This window comes from Flavobacterium algoriphilum (assembly GCF_048158655.1).
Classification (GTDB): Bacteria; Bacteroidota; Bacteroidia; order Flavobacteriales; family Flavobacteriaceae; genus Flavobacterium; species Flavobacterium algoriphilum.
In genome coordinates, this window is sequence record NZ_JBLNKY010000002.1 from 27410 (window position 1) to 46550 (window position 19141).

A 19141-nucleotide genomic window follows, 5' to 3' on the forward strand; every position below is an offset into this window, starting at 1 on the left:
TTTAAAACCCACGTTATGAAAAATATAGTTTTAATAGTTTTTAGTTTCCTATCAGTTTCCTCCTTCGGACAAGGATTTTTACATCGAAATGGACAGAAAATTGTCGATGGAAATGGGCAAAACGTTGTATTGCGCGGTTTGGGATTAGGCGGATGGATGGTTCAGGAAGGATACATGCTGCAAACTGGTTCGTTTGCAGGTTCGCAACATGCAATAAAACAGAAAATTACGGATCTAATTGGTGCCAAAAACACTAAAAATTTTTACGAGGCCTATAAAGCAAACGGAATTACAAAAAGAGATATAGATTCACTGGCGGCTTGGGGGTTCAACTCCATTCGATTGCCCATGCATTTCAATTTGTATACATTGCCTATTGAAAAAGAAACCGTTTCAGGGCAGGATACATGGCTTGAAGAAGGTTTTAAAATGACAGATAATTTATTGAAATGGTGTGCTGCCAATAAAATATATTTGATTTTAGATTTACATGCAGCTCCCGGAGGTCAGGGAAAAGATGCTAATATATCCGATTATGATGATTCAAAACCATCACTATGGGAGAGTACAGAGAATCAGGATAAAATGGTGGCGCTTTGGAAAAAGTTGGCTTTACGTTACAAAGACAATCCGTGGATTGGAGCCTATGATATCATCAATGAACCCAATTGGAATTTCACAGGAACGAATCAAAATGGATGTGATGAAAAGTCTAACGCGCCTCTACGAGCGTTGCAAGTTAAAATTACAAAAACTATAAGAGAAGTCGATACCAATCATTTAATTTTCATAGAAGGAAATTGCTGGGGAAATAATTACAATGGTATGTTTCCGCTTTGGGACGATAATATGGCGTTAAGTTTTCACAAATACTGGAATGATAATGATGTAGCTTCCATACAAAATATGTTGAATTTTAGAACCCAATATAATATCCCAATTTGGTTGGGTGAAAGTGGTGAGAACTCTAATGTGTGGTTTAAGGAAGCAATCGCTTTAATGGAATCAAATACTATTGGCTGGGCTTTTTGGCCAATGAAAAAAATTGAAAATCTAGCAGGAGTTACTTCCGTTACAAAAACACCGGAATACGAGCAATTATTGCAATATTGGGCAAACGGAGGAAAAAAACCAACAGTAGCTTTTGCAAAAAAAGCATTAATGCAAACTGCCGAAAATTACAAAATGAAAAAACTGACTATCAGATACGATGTAATCGATGCGATGTTCAGACAAGTACAAACAACCGATACTAAAAAATACAAAAATCATACTTTGCCCGGAAAAGTATTTGCGACAGAATATGATTTAGGTCAAAACGGATTCGCTTATTTTGATAAAGATGTCGCCAATTATGACGGGACTAAATTTACCAAATGGAACAAAGGTGATGCCATGAGAAATGATGGTGTTGACATTCAGTCTTGTAATGATAAAATCACGAATGGGTTTCATGTAGCCTTTATTGAAAATGGTGAATGGTTGCAATACACAGTTGAGGTAAAAACCAAAACTACTTTTGATGTTGCTATTCGGTATTCGAGTGAGGTGGCGGGAGGAAAGCTTTTTCTTAAAGATGAAAACGATAAAATTTCTGAAACTATTGCCGTTCCATCTTCTGGAGGGATAAATAATTGGCAAACAGTAACTTTAAAAAATGTGGTTTTAAGACAAGGAACGAATAAAATCAGAGTCTATTTCGAAAAAGGAAATTTCAATTTAAACTTTTTAGAATTCAAGAACACAAACGAGTAAAAAAATAAAATCCCATTCCCTAATCTTTGGATTATAGAATAAATGAATTTGATTATAAAATAATACAGCCTTTAGAAATGAAAAAAATAGTAATCACAACACTTTTGTTGACCTGCTTTATTGCGTTTTCTCAACAAAAAACGATTGACCAAAAAGTGGATGCTTTGCTAAAGCGAATGACCCTCGAAGAGAAAATAGGGCAGCTTAATCAATATACTGGGGACAATGCTGCTACCGGACCGATAACCATAAATCCTAATAAACAATCCGAAATTAAAGCAGGTTTAATTGGTTCTATGTTGAATGTTTTGGGAACGCAATACACGAGACAATACCAAGAATTAGCGATGCAATCCCGATTAAAGATCCCTTTACTCTTTGGTCAGGATGTTATTCATGGATATAAAACTACTTTTCCAATTCCACTAGCTGAAGCTGCAAGTTGGGATTTAGATGCGATGGAACTTTCAGCAAGAATTGCTGCAACAGAAGCGGCTGCAAGTGGAATCCATTGGACATTTGCGCCCATGGTGGATATTGCGCGTGATCCTCGTTGGGGACGTGTAATGGAAGGTGCTGGAGAAGATACCTATTTAGGTTCGAGAATTGCTTATGCAAGAGTGAAAGGATTTCAAGGGAAATTGGGAGATGTCAATAGCGTGATGGCTTGTGTTAAGCATTTTGCGGCTTATGGAGCGGCTGTTGGCGGAAGAGATTATAACTCGGTTGATATGAGTGAAAGAATGCTTTGGGAAACGTATTTGCCTCCTTTTAAAGCAGCTTTAGATGCTGGAGCCGCCACCTTTATGAATTCGTTTAATGATATAAATGGAATTCCTGCAACAGGAAATAAATACCTGCAAAGAGATATTCTAAAAGGAAAATGGAACTTTCAAGGTTTTATAGTTTCCGATTGGGGTTCGATAGGAGAAATGGTCAATCACGGATTTTCAAAAGACAGAAAAGAAGCCGCATTACAAGCTATAATTGCAGGGAGTGATATGGATATGGAAAGCAATGCGTATCGATATCATTTAGCGGAGTTGGTTAAAGAAAATAAAGTGCCAATTGCCTTGATTGATGATGCCGTAAAAAGAATTTTACGCAAGAAATTCGAGTTAGGACTATTTGATAATCCATATAAATACTCTAATCCGGAAAGAGAACAAGCAGCGTTGAACAATCCACAACACCGAAAAGCAGCAAGGGATATTGCTGCAAAAAGTATCGTGTTATTGAAAAATGAAAAAAACATTTTACCGCTTTCCAAAAACATAAAAAAGATCGCTTTTATTGGACCTTTGGTTAAAGAACACAAGCAAAATATGGGTTTTTGGTCAGTAGAATTGCCAGAAGTGGATTATGACAAACACGTTATTTCACAATGGGAAGGTTTGCAAAATAAGATTGGGAATACCGCTGAGTTGCTTTACGCCAAAGGTTGTGAAATTGAAGGCGATAACAAAGATGGTTTTGCCGAAGCAATAGCTGTTGCGAATCAAGCTGATGTAGTGATTTTAAGTATTGGAGAACGAAGAGATATGAGCGGTGAAGCTAAAAGCCGCAGTAATCTTCGTTTACCTGGCGTTCAGGAAGATTTGATAAAAGCGATTCAAGTTACAGGAAAACCGGTTGTGGTTTTAATCAATGCAGGAAGACCGCTTGTTTTTAATTGGACCGCTGACAATCTCCCTGCGATTTTGTATACCTGGTGGTTGGGAAGCGAAGCGGGAAATGCTATTGCCGATGTTTTGTTTGGCGATTACAATCCTTCAGGGAAATTACCAATGTCTTTCCCTAGGGAAGAAGGGCAGATTCCCATCTATTACAATCATTTTAATACCGGCAGACCAGCTAAAAACGAAACGGAATCCAATTATGTTTCGGCCTATACCGACTTAAAAAATAATTCTAGATTTCCTTTTGGATACGGTTTGAGTTATACTTCTTTTGAATATTCGAATTTGAAGTTGTCCAAAAATAAAATTAAAAATACTGAAAAGATAGAAGTCTCATTAAATGTAACCAATTCAGGAAAAGTAACAGGAGAAGAAGTAGTTCAGTTGTACTTAAGAGACAAAGTGGGGTCAGTAGTAAGACCAATTATTGAACTTAAAGATTTTCAAAAGATTGAACTGAATGCTGGGGAAACTAAAATTATAAAATTTAGTATTGACAAAGAAAAACTATCTTTTTACAATGCAGGATTGCAATGGGGTACTGAGCCTGGAGATTTTGATTTAATGATTGGGTCGTCTTCTGCGGATATTCGTTTGAGAGGTACTTTTGAACTGGTGAAATAATAATTATTAAAAAAGGAATGTCTTGTTTAGAAAGTTTTTTGGAAAGAGATAAGAATAAAAAAGAAAATGTTATTTGTAAAATCATTCTTTTTTGTTAAGAAATTTGATGATCTGAATTTGAATTTTTATTTTAAACCTTTGGGTTTTGTGTTAATATACAGGGAAACCTCTTATATTTTAATAAAGATAAAGGCTTTATAGCCAAAAATTAATATATTTGAAGCGGTATTTTTTAATTTATTTACTTGTGCAGAGATATTGAAATTGATGTAAATAAAAATTAAAAGTATTGACTCTAAATCAATTCTCCTAAAAGAACTTGTAGTTATGGTATTAAATTAGGACAGCAAATTTGAGAAAGAGGGAGTTTAAAAAAGAGGTTTGTCTTATGATATAACCTCTTTTAAATTCTGTTTACTACTTTTTAATAGCCAATTTTCTAATTCTTAATTTGATTCTTCCAGTAGCGTTTAGATTTTCTTGTCTGAATTTAATTACAGATAACAAATAATAATAATTTTGGCGTATCTGTTAATATAGCTTCTAAACATATAACCGCTTTTCTCTGATCTTTAGTCCATGATGTTCTCCAGAACACATCTGTTTCTTCCAATGTGATTTTTGCGTTCCTCTATAATTTACACTTTGGCCATTCGATTGAGCTGAAAATGCTACTCCAAAATAGTATTTGAAATTATTTTTATAATCTTTAATTTGATTTTTTCGGGTAATTTATATTACTTCAAAAGAATTGTGTTGTTTTGACCTAATGTGTATATTTTTTTGATTCCCTATGTATTTCGCATGAAATTTTCGTATTTTTTTTATAAATGTTCTTTTTTAGTTAATTTCTTTTGAAAATATGTTTTATTATTAAATAGGTTTGTTTTCTTTGTTCAAATCATTTCTTTTATTTTAATCCTAAAGTAATTAAAGATGAATTTTGAAAATTAGGTATTTCATTTATTTTCTTAAAAAAAATTGAGCTAAATTGAGCTTTAAAGTATTTAAAAATTTAACTATAAAAATAATCACATGTTAAAAAACATTTTAGATAACAGGGATGATTATCAGCCAGGTTTATCAATAGATTGTGTGATTTTCGGATTTCAGGATAACCAGCTCAAAGTTTTATTGATAAAAACAAAACACAGCCATGAATGGGCTTTGCCGGGCGGTTTTGTGCCTGTTGATGAAGATATCGATGATGCAGCTGTTAGCGTGTTGTATGGCAGAACAGGGTTAAAGGGAATTTTCCTGAGACAATTTGCTACATTTGGAGCCGTTAAAAGAAATAGCATTGATTTTAGTAACCGAGTTTTAAACTTTTACGGAATACCTTTAGATGAGGGAAAGTGGTATACAAATCGTTTTGTAACTGTTGGTTACTATGCTTTGGTCGATTTTTTACAAGCAGTCCCTCAACCGGAAGGTAAAGATGAAATTGTGGAGTGGATAGACCATCATGCAGTACCGGATTTGATTTTAGATCATAAGGAAATTTTGGAAAAAGCATTAGAAACAGTTCGCATGGAATTGAATTTAATGCCAGTAGGTTATAATTTACTTCCTGAAAAATTCACCATTCCTCAACTACAAAAATTATATGAAACTATTTTGGGTAGAAAGCTTGATCGCAGAAATTTTCTTCGCAAAATAACGGCTATCGGAATATTGACAAAACTAGATGAAAAGAAAAGTAATGTTGCGCATAAAGCGCCTAATTTATATAGTTTCGACCAAGAAAGATACAACGAAGTCGTTAGGAATGGTTTGCATCAGGGTTGGTGATTTTTGTATTCAATGATTGATTCAGCAGAGTCAAAGCGTGGAATTAAAAATATTCAAGGAACCAATTTTAAAGAATAATAAAAAGTAAGGGCTGTCCAATAGGGCGGCCTTTATGCTTAAAAAGGATAATGTATAATGGGTAATTATTTTTGGTAATAAATGATTGTTCTCAATGTATTTTTTTTCCATGTAATTTTTTATTATGTTTAAAATAATTTATATTTGAAATAATATTTCCTATTATTTTAGTAAAAAAAATGATAAATAGGTAAAAAATTTATAAAAATATGCAACAGGCTGAAAAGTTATCAAAATTGAATATTTTCTTGGAAGATGTAAAAATCGATGATAAGAATTTCCATATAAGATTTGGAGCAAATTTTCCAATTATTAGTGACTTATATCAAAAATTATACGCTAATAGTCCCTATAAAGAGGAGGCGTTTGGATTACTAATGCAGTCTCTAGTCAAGAATTTTGAAGAACGTTCTGCATTACAAAAGGCACGTGATTTGAAACGTGTATCTAATCCAAACTGGTATTCCAGCGAGAAAATTGTTGGAATGATGTTGTATGTGGATCTTTTTAATACTGATTTCAATGGATTGAAAGATAAAATTCCTTACCTCAGGGATTTGGGAATTAATACTGTGCATCTTATGCCTTTTTTGGATGTGCCAGAATTTGAAAACGACGGTGGTTATGCGGTCCGCAATTATCGTGAAGTGAATCCTAAATTTGGAACTATGAAGGATTTTGAAGCTTTGGTAAAAGAGTTTCAAAAAAACGACATGAATTTAATTATGGATTTTGTACTTAATCATTGTGCAGACCAGCATCAATGGGCAGTTGAAGCTCGTAAAGGTAATCCTAAATACAAAGATTTTTTTTATTTTTTTCCTGACAGGAATTTGCCGAATGCTTATGAACAGACGATGATTGAAATCTTTCCGGATACTTCGCCGGGTAATTTCACTTACTTACCGGAGAGTGATCAATGGGTGATGACCTTGTTTTATGGCTATCAATGGGATTTGAATTACAAGAATCCAATGGTTTTAGTAGAAATGATTGACACGATTTTATACTGGTCGAATAAAGGAATTGATATTTTTCGGTTAGATGCAGTGGCTTTCATGTGGAAGGAAATAGGGAAATTTAATCAAAACCTGCCAGAAGTTCATCTTTTGTTACAACTCTTTAAATTGTCTGGTCAAATTGTAGCTCCGGGTGTGGGTTATATTGCTGAAGCGATAGTGGCTCCTGAAGAAATTATAAAATATTTTGGGGAAGGATTGGCTCAAGGTAATGAATGCGACATTGCTTATAATGCTAATTTTATGGCTTTAAGTTGGGAAGCTTTGGCTACACGAAATACTAGTTTACTTAAAAAATCAATGAATGCGGTTCCTAAGAAACCAAGAAATACAACATGGATAAATTATGCCCGTTGTCATGATGACATAGGATTGGGATTTGATGATCAATTAGTGACTGAACTTGGACTGGATAGTTTGCAACATCGGCTGTATATTTTAAAGCATTATTGTGATGGTTTTAATGGCAGTTTTTCACTTGGACAACGCTTTATGATAGAGCATGAAACGGGTAAGGCACGTATTTCAGGTTCTATGGCGGCTTTATGCGGTTTTGAAAAAGCACTGAAAGAAAATAATGAAAAAGAAATTCAACTAGCTATAAAACGAATTAATTTACAGCATGCCATTATTTTGTCTTTAGGTGGTTTGCCAATGATTTATAGCGGTGATGAGGTTGCCTTGCCAAATAATTATGAGTACTTAAATGATGAAAGTAAAAAATACGATAACCGTTGGTTGCACCGATCTAAAATGAACTGGAGTTTGGTCGAAAACATAAAAGATACTCCATCGGCAGAAGCTCAGGTCTACAATAAATTAAAACAGTTAATTGAAATCAGGAAACAAACCCCTGCTTTTGCCGATACTAATGACTTAGAATATATTGATTATGAAAATACGCATTTGTTAGTGTATAAAAAAACAGATCATAGGGATGTTGTTTATGTTATTGCAAATTTCTCCGGATTTGATACTTTTTTCGAAAGTAATTTATTTGCCAATTGGAGCGGAAATAAATTATTCAATTTACTGACTAAAAGAGAAATGGATATTCAACAAAAAAACTTTATAAGTGCTTATGATGTATTATGGCTTAGAGAATAATAAACATTTTTAGGCGCTTAGTAAAATTTTAAAATTAAATAAAGATTAGAATTCGTAAATTAACTATTTATGAGTTGTTATAAACCTTTGGCTCCAGTATAATTTCAACGAAAAAAATGTTTTGGAGCAAGAGTTTGAAGCAATACTAAGCCCCGTGTTAGTCTTAAATTATAAAAGCATCAATTTTTTTTTTAAAAGAACTCCGTTAGAAATAATGGAGTTTTTTATGACCCGACATAAGGGTTTGTTGGGGAAGTAATTCCTCAACGATTCGAGTATGGAAAGATAACGGGAAAATGTGGCTTAACTTAATTGCTTGGGGGAATCCACGGCAAGTAAAATGACTGTTTGGAATTCACATTTAGAGATGTAGTTTTCCAAATCTAATTATTATTAGGGTAAACTTGAAGTGAGAAAAAATAATCATACGCTGTCAAATTTTATTCCAAACGGTTTAACGAGAAGATTGTATATTTTGAAAAATTAATATTTACAATTTAACATATAGAAATTTATGAAATACATCTTAGCCTTATACATTAGAACTTTGTAGTATTGGTTATAAAATTTCAAGACCCGAGAGCTTTGCTCGAATAGGCGAAGCAAATTACTGTAGCAAAATATATGAAACAGCTAGGCTTACGAAGTAAATCAAGCATAAAATTCAAATTAACAAACAACTCAAATCATAATTATTTAATCGTCAAAAACATATTAAACAGAGCGTTTTCTGTAAAATACCCTCAAAAGCTTAGGTTTCGGATATTACTTACATCCAAACCAAAGAGGGATTCGTATACCTGACAAATATTATGTATTTATATGACCGAAAAATTATAGGTTGGAGTTTGAGCGATGGAATGAGTAGAGATGAAACTACGCTTGGAGCTTTGAAAATAGCGGTTAAAAACCAAAATATTAATGAAGGTTTAGTTTTTCATTCCGGCAGAGGTGTTCAATATACAAGCAAAAAGTTTGTAAATGTTCTTGATTCCTATAAAAAAATAACCCGTAGTATGAGTCGCAAAGGAAATTATTGGGACAATGCAGTAGCAGAAAGCTTTTTTAAATCCTTAAAAACTGAATAATTTATGGAAACAAGCTGATTTCTAAAGAACAAATGAAACTTGAAGTCATTGAATACATTGAAATTTGAGAGACTCTGCTTTGAATTATGCAACTATTGAAGAATTTAACAATCAAATTAATTATAAAAATGTAGCTTCACTTAATTTGCAGTTTTCATTTGCATATCCACCCTGAAAATGAATGAGAATTGATAAAGTCAGGAATGAACAACTTTGCCTTTTAGACAATGATTTAAAAGTTGTATTTGAAGTGTACTTGTTCCAAATTTTTTTTTCGATTATCGAATTCTCACAAGAAGAGTAAAATAACAAGCTAATTTATCGGACAATAATGATTTACTTTCTAAAATGTTTAATTTATAATGGTTTTTTTGTTTTATATGTTTATTTATGTTACAAATTTAAATTTTTATTTAAAAGGGTTGGAATATAAATATTAAAAAGTATATTTGTGTAATCGATTACATTGTTTACTATTTCAATTTAGATTTCTTGCTAAAACGACTAATAGATTAATTTTAAGTGAAGTATTTTATTTTTAATATAAAGTTGGATTTTATTGCAACTTTTTAAAAGATGTAGGTGTAATCAAAAGTAATTTAATATTTAACTTTCTATAAATTGAAGCTATGAACGAAACAAATAAAGGTATTGGTAATTACCGTTGGTCAATTTGTGGTTTGCTTTTTTTTGCAACTACCATCAATTACTTGGACAGACAAGTGCTATCTTTAACATGGAGCGATTTTATTGCGCCTGAATTCCACTGGACTAACAATGATTATGGAAATATTACGGCCTTATTTTCAATATTTTATGCTGTCTCTTTATTGTTTGCAGGAAGATTTGTGGATTGGTTAGATACCAAAAAAGGATTTCTTTGGGCTATTGGAATATGGTCTATAGGAGCTTGTTTACATGCATTTTGCGGTGTAGCAACAGCAGGGATAATAACAGGCGAATGGTTTGTTGGATTTGAAGGTGCGAAAGAAGCAATTCGTAATGTAAATGATACCGGGATGGTAATTAACGTGAGTGTTACCTTATTTATTTTTGCTCGTTTTGTTTTGGCAGTAGGTGAGGCTGGAAATTTTCCTGCCGCTATTAAAACTACAGCGGAATATTTTCCTAAAAAAGATAGAGCATTCTCTACCAGTATCTTTAATGCTGGTGCAACTGTTGGTGCATTGGCTGCTCCAATTTCTATTCCATTTATTGCAAAATCTTTTGGTTGGGAAATGGCATTTATTATTATTGGGGCCTTAGGTTTTGTTTGGATGGGATTTTGGGTTTTTATGTATGATAAACCTGAAAACCATACAAAAGTTAGTGCTGCTGAATTAGAATATATCCAGCAAGATGATATTGCCGATAGTAAACTAGAAGGCTACGTGCCCGAAACTGCTACCAAAGTATCTCTTATGGATTGTCTTAAGTACAAACAAACTTGGGCTTTCGCTTTTGGTAAGTTTATGACAGATGGTGTGTGGTGGTTTTTTTTATTCTGGACTCCTGCTTATTTAAGCTCGGTTTACGGAATGGATTCTACAGAAGCTGCTTTGCCATTATTTGTTCTATACATGATTACTTTACTTTCCATCATTGGAGGTTGGTTGCCAACTTATTTTGTAGAAAAGAAAGGGATGAATCCCTATGAAGGTAGAATGAGAGCCATGTTAATTTTTGCATTCTTCCCATTATTAGCCTTAATAGCACAACCTTTGGGATATATTAGCTATTGGTTGCCAGTAATTATAATTGGTATTTCAGGTGCAGCTCACCAAGCTTGGTCGGCAAATATCTTTACAACAGTTGGAGATATGTTCCCTAAAAAAGCAATCGCTACCATTACTGGTATTGGTGGTTTAGCTGGAGGTATAGGCTCTACTATGATCAATAAAGGTTCAGGACTGTTATTTGATTATTCCAAAGAAACTAATATGGATTTTATGGGTTTTCAAGGGATTGAAGCTGGATATTTTATCATTTTCTCCATTTGTGCGGTTTGTTACTTAACAGGTTGGATTGTAATGAAATCACTAGTTCCTAAATATGCTCCAATTACGGATTTGTAATATAACTTAGTTAATAAGCCGCTTTTTTGCTGATTGAAAACTTAGATTATGCCAATTGGGTACTATTCTGAGGTTTAAATCCATACTTTATATATAGAGAAAAGCGGCTTATTTTCGATTCAACTCAATGGATTGAAATAAAAATTTGAACAGCAATAATTTTCAATAAAACCAAATTTCCAATAAAATAGAATCTCACAGAACAAATTAAATTTAGATAAATAAAGTAATTAAATTATTATATGGATCCGATTTTTATCATTTTAACAGGAACTTTAGTAGTCCTTTTTTGCATCATCGTATTAAAGCTACATGCTGTTATTTCTTTGTTACTCGCAGCCTTAATTACCGGTTTGTTAACTTCTTCAGATCTTATTTATGAATATGCAATTCATAAAGGAATGTCAATTCAAGATTCGCAGTCGTTGTCAAACGAGGGGATTGGAAAACGATTAGCGGACGCCTTTGGGAATACTAGTGGGAAAATAGGGATTTTAATCGCTCTAGGTTCTATTATTGGAGCTTGTTTGATGAAAAGTGGCGGTGCTGAACGCATTGTGCGCAGTTTCTTGGGATTGTTTGGAAAAAAGAATGCTTCATTGGCTTTAATGTGCGGTAGTTTTTTATTGGCAATTCCAGTATTCTTTCAAACTGTTTTTTATCTGATGTTGCCTTTGATAAAAAGTTTAGGAATCCACAGTCCTAAAAAATACAGTCTTTATTTAATGATGGTTATTGCCGGTGGAGTTATGGCGCATTCCTTGGTTCCGCCAGCTGCAGGGCCATTGTTTGTTGCTCAAGCCTTAGGTATTGATACCGGAACCATGATAATGGGAGGGTTCTTTGTTGGGATATTCACTAGTTTATGTGGGTATGTTTATGCACTTTGGGCTAATAAAAGATGGAATTTACCGATGCGGGATACTCCAGATATCAGTATTGATGATCTGAAAAGTTTAGCTGAAAAAGACAATTCAGAATTGCCAGGTTTATGGATTTCTGTTATGCCGGTCATACTGCCCTTAGTTTTAATTACGGTCAATACTTTTTCTGAAATGTCAAGCAAAGTAGATCAAGCCAGTTTGAGTTCGTTTGAAAAGTACTGGAATTCGGCTTTTGCTATTTTAGGGGATCCTAATATTGCATTGGCAATTTCTGCAGCAATAGCGGTATTTTTATTATGGTCAAGGCTGAAGGATACTAAGAGTTTTCAAAAAGTAATCACCGAGTCTATAAGTAGTGCCGGAGTGATTATCCTGATAACCACTTCAGGAGGTGTATTTGGTAAGATGCTGGAGCAGACAGGAATCGGAATTAGTTTAGGTGGTTTGGCAGCAAGTTATCAGATGGCTGTTTTGCCTTTAGCATTTTTTATAACGGCTGCAGTTCGAACGGTACAAGGTTCAGCAATGGTTGCGATGGTAACAGCTGCAGGAGTTATGAGTGGTATTAGTAGCACAGGTCTGGAATTTAATCCAGTTTATGTAGCCTTGGCTATAGGATGTGGTTCTAAAATATTCACTTGGATGAATGACAGCGCTTTCTGGATTGTTACCGAAATGTGTGCGATGGAAGAAAAGGAAACGATTCGTCATTTTTCTTTTCTGTCAATGGTTATGGGATTTTCAGGTTTAATTCTAATTATGATTCTTTCAAAATTTTTACCTTTTATTTAAATGCAAGTAACAAATAACATAGTAATTAAAACTACCCCATTAGATAATGTTGGAATTGTGGCTAATACTCTTGGTTTGGCTGAAGGAACTTTAATTCAAGAAGGAATAAAGTTGTTACAGTATATTCCATCTGGACATAAAGTTGCATTATCCGATATAAATAAAGGTGGAGAAATTATCCGATACGGTCAAACTATTGGATATGCAAATAAATTAGTTAAGCAAGGAGAATGGATAGAGGAGTCTAAAATGGACTTGCCGAATCCTCCTGATTTGCAATTTATTTCCTTATCAGAGAACAGTATTCCTGCTGTAGAACCTTTGGAAGGATATACTTTCGAAGGGTTTCGAAATTCAGACGGTAGTGTAGGAACCAAGAATGTTTTAGGCATCACCACCAGTGTTCAATGTGTGGCCGGTTTAACCGAACATCTGGTAAAGAAAATTAAACAAGAATTACTTCCCCTATATCCAAATGTAGATGATGTTGTAGCACTCAATCATTCTTATGGATGTGGTGTGGCTATCAATGCACCTGCAGCAATTGTTCCAATTAGGACTATTAAGAATATTGCAGCAAATCCAAATTTTGGAGGAGGAATAATGATTATAGGATTAGGATGTGAAAAATTAAGGCCTGAAAGCCTTTTGCCTAAAAACAATGACGATTCTGATGAAATTACCAGTATAACCTATATGCAAGATGAATCCTTTCATGGATTTAATGATATGGTGAAGGGAATTATGAAAACTGCCGAAACCCATTTAAAAAGCTTAAACAAACGTAAAAGAGAAACTTGTCCTGCCTCAGATTTAGTTGTAGGAATGCAATGTGGAGGAAGTGATGCCTTTTCAGGTTTGACAGCTAATCCAGCTGCAGGATTTGCTACAGATTTAATAGTTCGAGCGGGCGGAAGTGTTATGTTTTCCGAAGTAACCGAAGTTAGGGATGCCATTCATTTATTAGTGCCAAGAACAATAAATCCGACAGTGGGAAGAGCACTTTTGGATGAAATGAAATGGTATGATGATTACCTTTTGCAAGGTCAGGTAGATCGAAGTGCAAATACAACACCGGGTAACAAATTAGGTGGTTTGAGTACAATAGTAGAAAAAGCGTTGGGATCTATTGCAAAATCTGGAAAAAGTCCAATAGTAGACGTGCTTGGACCTGGTGAAAAAATTCGAAAAAAAGGATTGTCTTTTGCTGCAACACCCGCCAGTGATTTTGTTTGTGGTACACTGCAATTGGCATCAGGTATGAATATGCATGTATTTATGACGGGTAGGGGAACACCTTACGGCTTGTCGATGGTGCCCGTTATTAAAGTGGGATCAAATTCTAAATTAAGTCAAAGATGGTTTGATTTAATTGATTTGGATGCTGGACAGATAGCATCAGGTGAAAAAACAATTGAGGAAATGGGTTGGGAATTATTTTTCTTAATTCTGGATGTAGCCAGCGGAAAGAAAAAGGTTGCCTGCGATATATTAGGATTGCACAATGATTTGGTTTTGTTTAATCCAGGACCACTGACATAGAAATTGAATATAAATTTTTTAAACATTATTTACAATGGAATTATCTTATACAAGAATTGAAAATGCATTACGTGATGGATTGTTATCTTTTCCAATAACGGATATGGATGAAAATGGTCAATTTAACGCAGTCACTTTTGCAGACAGATTGGAATGGTTTGTAAGTCACGAAGTTTCAGCTGTTTTTGTAGCAGGGGGAACAGGTGAATTTTTTTCCTTGTCAAAGGAAGAATACAAACAAATCGTTGGGGTAACTTCTAAAATTATTAATGGAAGAGTACCAACTGTTTCAAGTGTTGGAAGAAGTATTCCCGAAGCCATAGAATTTGCAAAAATAGCTGAAGAGGCGGGTATTGATGCGTTACTTTTAATGCCACCTTATTTGACAGAATGTCCTCAAAGCGGAATAGTGGAGTATGCCAAAACGATAATGCAAAATACAAAATTACCTGTGATTTATTATAACCGCGGTAATGGAATATTGTCAGGCGAACAGATCAAAAAATTGGCAGATTTATGTCCAAATTTTATCGCTTTGAAAGACGGAACCGGAAACATAGAAGAATTAAATGTTACAATTAAATCAATAGGAAGCCGCTTAGTTTATATTGGAGGCGTACCAACCGCAGAAATTATTTCGGAAGCGTATCTGTCAATTGGGGTAAATACATATTCTTCAGCAGTATTTAATTTTGTTCCAAAACTGGCAAATCATTTTTATAAGTCACTCAGAGCGGGGGATACTGAAACAGTCAACCGAATTGTAAAAGAATTTTTTGTTCCTTTTATTCGCTTAAGAAGTAAAAACCAAGGATATTCAGTGAGTTTAATTAAAGCGGGTTGTCAATTAATAGGCAAAAGTGCAGGAGATGTTCGTGCGCCATTAATCATGCCTTCAGCGGAGGAGTTATTGGAACTTCAAAAAATTATTGACAAGGAAGAAGAACTTCTGAATTAATATAAAGTGTCTCTCAAAAAGCTAATTTTTCTTTAACCGCTGTTCTATTTTCAGATGTTAATAAATCCTATAAAAAAATACAAATGAGTAATCTCGAAAAATTCTACGCAGTAAATCCCACCAATAATGAATTATTGGACGGAGCGTTTATAAATTCAACGGAAAGCCAAATTGATGCTGCAGTAGAAAAAGCTAGTAAAGCTTTTGATATTTACAGAAAGAAAGATAAAGACAGTATTGCTAATTTCTTAGAGCGTATTGGTGCAGAAATTTTAAACCTTGGAGATACTCTTTTAGAAAGATGCCATTTGGAAACCGCACTGCCATTGGCAAGGTTACAGGGAGAAAGAGGAAGAACTATCGGTCAATTAAATTTATTTGCTTCGGTTGTAAGAGAGGGTTCTTGGGTAGACGCTCGCGTTGATACGGCTATTCCGGACAGAGCTCCGTTACCTAAATCAGATATCCGACATATGTTACTGCCTTTGGGTCCTGTAGCGGTATTTGGAGCGAGTAATTTTCCTTTGGCATTTTCGGTAGCAGGAGGAGATACAGTATCCGCTTTGGCAGCAGGTTGTCCTGTTGTTGTAAAAGCGCATCCCGCACATCCTGGAACATCAGCAATGGTTGCCGGCGCTATAGAAAAAGCGATGAACGCTTGCGGAATGCCTGACGGTGTTTTTTCATTAATACAAGGGAATACCAATGCGGTAGGTGAGGCTTTAGTAAAGCATTCAGGAATAAAAGCAGTTGGATTTACAGGCTCATTTAAAGGTGGAAAAGCATTATTTGATATCGCAAACACAAGATCAGAACCTATTCCAGTTTTTGCCGAAATGGGAAGTACAAATCCAGTTTTTATTTTGCCGGGTATCCTTAAAGAAAAAGCAGAAGCGATTGCAGCAGGAATGGCTGGTTCAATAACGCAAGGAGTTGGACAATTTTGTACTAATCCAGGCTTAACATTTGTTCAGCAATCGGATGCTGCCGATAAATTTATTGCGGACTTAATTTCTAAAATAAATGAAGTCCCTGCTGCAACAATGTTAACGGCGGGTATTAATGCAGCCTACGATAAAAAAATCAAAAGCACTTTAGAAATTGATACTATTGAAGTAATTGCCACTGGAAAATCAGTGGATGCTCTAAATAGTGCCGAAGCAAGGGTTTTTAAAACATCAATAGCAACGTTCTTTCAAAATCAAGAACTGGCAGAAGAGAATTTTGGTCCGTCAAACATAATTGTAGAAGCACAAACAAAAGAACAAATTCTGGACGCAGCCAGAAATCTTGAAGGACATCTTACGGCAACAATCCATGGCACTGATGCTGATTTTGCTGAATTCAGAGAATTATTTGATATTTTGGAATTAAAAGTAGGAAGGATTTTAATCAATGGCTATCCAACGGGTGTTGAGGTTTGCCATTCTATGGTACACGGAGGGCCATATCCTGCTACTACAACTTCCCAAACAACATCAGTAGGTACAAATGCAATTAAGCGTTTTGCCAGACCAATATGTTATCAGGATTATCCGGATATGTTATTGCCTATTGCACTCAGAAATGAAAATCCCTTAAATATTTGGAGATTGGTAAATGGTAATTTAGAAAAATAAAAATTTTTTTAAAAAGGATAAAGCGAATGCTTTGTCCTTTTTTTGTGTTTATGAGAAATGAAATTTAAATGTTTAGCGAGTCCTCTTTTTATGAATTGGGATAATTTTAAATAAAAAGGAATGGAGAATATAGATCTGAAATCAAAAATAATTCGTTGGGGTATAATTGGGTGTGGTAATGTCACCGAAATAAAAAGTGGGCCAGCGTATCAAAAAACGGAAGGATTTGAGCTTTCGGCTGTGATGAGGCGGGATGCGCTTAAAAGTGCGGATTATGCAAAAAGACATGGGATTAAGAAATCCTATTCAGATGCGGATAATTTGATTAATGATCCTGAAATTGATGCTATTTATATCGCCACTCCTCCCGATTCTCACAAGTTTTATGGACTTAAAGTGGCTCAGGCCGGAAAACCATGCTGTATTGAAAAGCCAATGGCGCCAACTTATGAAGATAGTCTGGTGATTTATAACGCATTTAAGGAAAAGGATATTCCTTTATTTGTGGCTTATTATAGACGTTCATTGCCCAGGTTTACTCAAGTAAAAAAGTGGCTTGATGCTAATGAAATAGGCGACATTAGATACATTAGCTGGAATTTAAGTGCGCCGGCATCTGATGTTGATTTATCAGGGAATTACAATTGGAGAACAGATTCTAAAATAGCACAAAGTGGCTATTTTGACGATTTAGCCAGCCATGGTTTAGACCTATTTGTACACTTGTTGGGTGCAATAAAAGACGTATCTGGTTTTACTATTAATCAGCAGGGATTGTATACTGCAAATGATGCAGTAACTGCTTCTTGGGTTCATGAATCTGGAATTACGGGGACAGGGAGTTGGAATTTTGGTTCCGGAATTCGGGAAGATCATGTTCAAATTATGGGTAGTAAAGGTAAGATAGAGTTTTCTGTATTTGATGAAAACCCCATTCGAATGAGTACGAAACAGAGCCAAATTGAATTAGTTATAAAACATCCGGAGAATGTTCAGCTTTATCACGTAGAAAATATACGGGAACATTTGCTTGGAAATATGGAGCATCCTTCCAGTGGAGCCTCAGGATTACATACCAGCTGGATAATGGATAAGATTATTAGGAATATTTAGTGTAACTTGTTTATTAAACTGGTTTTACCATATAATGTAAATAATTTCCTTTAAATTTTATGAAATGACAATAAATATGTTTTTTTTTTTACAGTTGCCACATTTTTTTTTATAAAATATATATAAATTAATACAATTAAAAAGTACATTTGTGCAATCGATTACATAAATAATTTATTATGACAAATTTTTCTTTTAGATACGCCTCGAATCCGACAGACGTAAACAAATATGGAACAAACGAGTTGAGAGAGCAATTTTTAATTGAAAAGCTATTCGTTGAAAATGAAATACAACTGACTTATTCTATGTATGATAGGTATGTTGTTGGTGGTATAATGCCAGTTGGTGGAAGTTTAAAATTAGAAACCATTCCGTATTTGAAATCTGAAAATTTTTTAGATAGAAGAGAATTGGGAATTATAAATGTGGGAGGAAGAGGAACGGTAACTGTTGACGGAGTGCAATATGATTTACAAAAAAAAGAAGCGCTATATATAGGCCAAGGTTGTAAGGAAGTTATTTTTTCTGGAGCAAATGGGGAGCAACCTTTATTTTATATTAATTCGGCACCGGCACATAAGAAATTTCCAAACAAAAAAATTGGAAGAGAAGATGCTGAAATCATTCAATTGGGAGAAGAAAAAACTGCCAATAGAAGAGTTTTAAACAAGCTAATAGTAAATAGTATCGTTGAAACTTGTCAGCTGCAAATGGGGATTACGGAATTGTTACCGGGTAATGTTTGGAATACAATGCCTGCTCACACTCACAACAGACGTATGGAAGCTTATTTCTATTTTGACATAGAGGCGCCCCAAACTATTTGCCATTTTATGGGAGAACCTCAAAACACAAGACATATTTTCATGCAAAACCACCAAGCGGTTTTGTCTCCGGAGTGGTCCATCCATTCTGGTGCGGGAACTTCAAATTATTCTTTTGTATGGGGAATGGCTGGAGAAAATTTAGATTATAGTGATATGGATATTTGTCCACCTAATGAATTAAGATAAT

The 19141-nt window shown here is 34.5% G+C and carries 12 protein-coding genes; all 12 read left to right on the plus strand.

Translation table 11 applies throughout. The annotated features are described in order from the left end of the window. Window positions 1-15: 15 nt before the first annotated feature. The 12 genes from ACM55G_RS04895 to kduI all read left to right on the plus strand — a co-directional run bounded on the left by ACM55G_RS04895 (window position 16) and on the right by kduI (window position 19140). A complete protein-coding gene (locus ACM55G_RS04895; protein ID WP_416842804.1) occupies window positions 16-1755 on the plus strand; it encodes a cellulase family glycosylhydrolase in 1740 nt (579 codons plus the stop codon). A gap of 77 nt (window positions 1756-1832) precedes the next feature. Beyond that, the gene (locus ACM55G_RS04900) at window positions 1833-4058 is read left to right on the plus strand and encodes a glycoside hydrolase family 3 N-terminal domain-containing protein (RefSeq protein WP_416842805.1); all 2226 of its coding nucleotides are present in this window, start codon (window positions 1833-1835) and stop codon (window positions 4056-4058) included. Window positions 4059-5093: 1035 nt separating this feature from the next. Continuing rightward, window positions 5094-5849: an NUDIX hydrolase gene (locus ACM55G_RS04905; RefSeq protein ID WP_416842806.1), complete on the plus strand. Its 756-nt coding sequence runs from the start codon at window positions 5094-5096 to the stop codon at window positions 5847-5849. A gap of 287 nt (window positions 5850-6136) precedes the next feature. Next, window positions 6137-8053 carry an alpha-amylase family protein gene (locus ACM55G_RS04910; RefSeq protein WP_416842807.1) on the plus strand — a complete coding sequence of 639 codons (1917 nt, stop codon included), beginning with the start codon at window positions 6137-6139 and terminating at the stop codon, window positions 8051-8053. Between the two features lie 812 nt (window positions 8054-8865). Beyond that, complete coding sequence (locus ACM55G_RS04915; protein ID WP_416842808.1) at window positions 8866-9141, plus strand: DDE-type integrase/transposase/recombinase; 276 nt, start codon at window positions 8866-8868, stop codon at window positions 9139-9141. Window positions 9142-9770: 629 nt separating this feature from the next. Next, window positions 9771-11216, plus strand: a complete 1446-nt coding sequence (locus ACM55G_RS04920; protein ID WP_416842809.1) for an MFS transporter — start codon at window positions 9771-9773, stop codon at window positions 11214-11216. Window positions 11217-11458: 242 nt separating this feature from the next. Further along, window positions 11459-12892 carry a GntP family permease gene (locus ACM55G_RS04925; protein WP_416842810.1) on the plus strand — a complete coding sequence of 478 codons (1434 nt, stop codon included), beginning with the start codon at window positions 11459-11461 and terminating at the stop codon, window positions 12890-12892. Then, the gene (gene garD, locus ACM55G_RS04930; RefSeq protein WP_416842811.1) at window positions 12893-14434 is read left to right on the plus strand and encodes a galactarate dehydratase; all 1542 of its coding nucleotides are present in this window, start codon (window positions 12893-12895) and stop codon (window positions 14432-14434) included. A 34-nt stretch (window positions 14435-14468) separates the two neighbouring features. After that, window positions 14469-15392, plus strand: a complete 924-nt coding sequence (locus ACM55G_RS04935) for a 5-dehydro-4-deoxyglucarate dehydratase (RefSeq protein WP_416842812.1) — start codon at window positions 14469-14471, stop codon at window positions 15390-15392. Between the two features lie 83 nt (window positions 15393-15475). Beyond that, window positions 15476-17011: an aldehyde dehydrogenase (NADP(+)) gene (locus ACM55G_RS04940; RefSeq protein WP_416842813.1), complete on the plus strand. Its 1536-nt coding sequence runs from the start codon at window positions 15476-15478 to the stop codon at window positions 17009-17011. 120 nt (window positions 17012-17131) lie between these two features. Then, window positions 17132-18124 (plus strand): Gfo/Idh/MocA family protein, encoded by a 993-nt coding sequence (locus ACM55G_RS04945; RefSeq protein ID WP_416842814.1) that lies wholly within the window; start codon window positions 17132-17134, stop codon window positions 18122-18124. A 179-nt stretch (window positions 18125-18303) separates the two neighbouring features. Continuing rightward, window positions 18304-19140 carry a 5-dehydro-4-deoxy-D-glucuronate isomerase gene (kduI, locus tag ACM55G_RS04950; protein ID WP_416842815.1) on the plus strand — a complete coding sequence of 279 codons (837 nt, stop codon included), beginning with the start codon at window positions 18304-18306 and terminating at the stop codon, window positions 19138-19140. Window position 19141 lies beyond the last annotated feature (1 nt).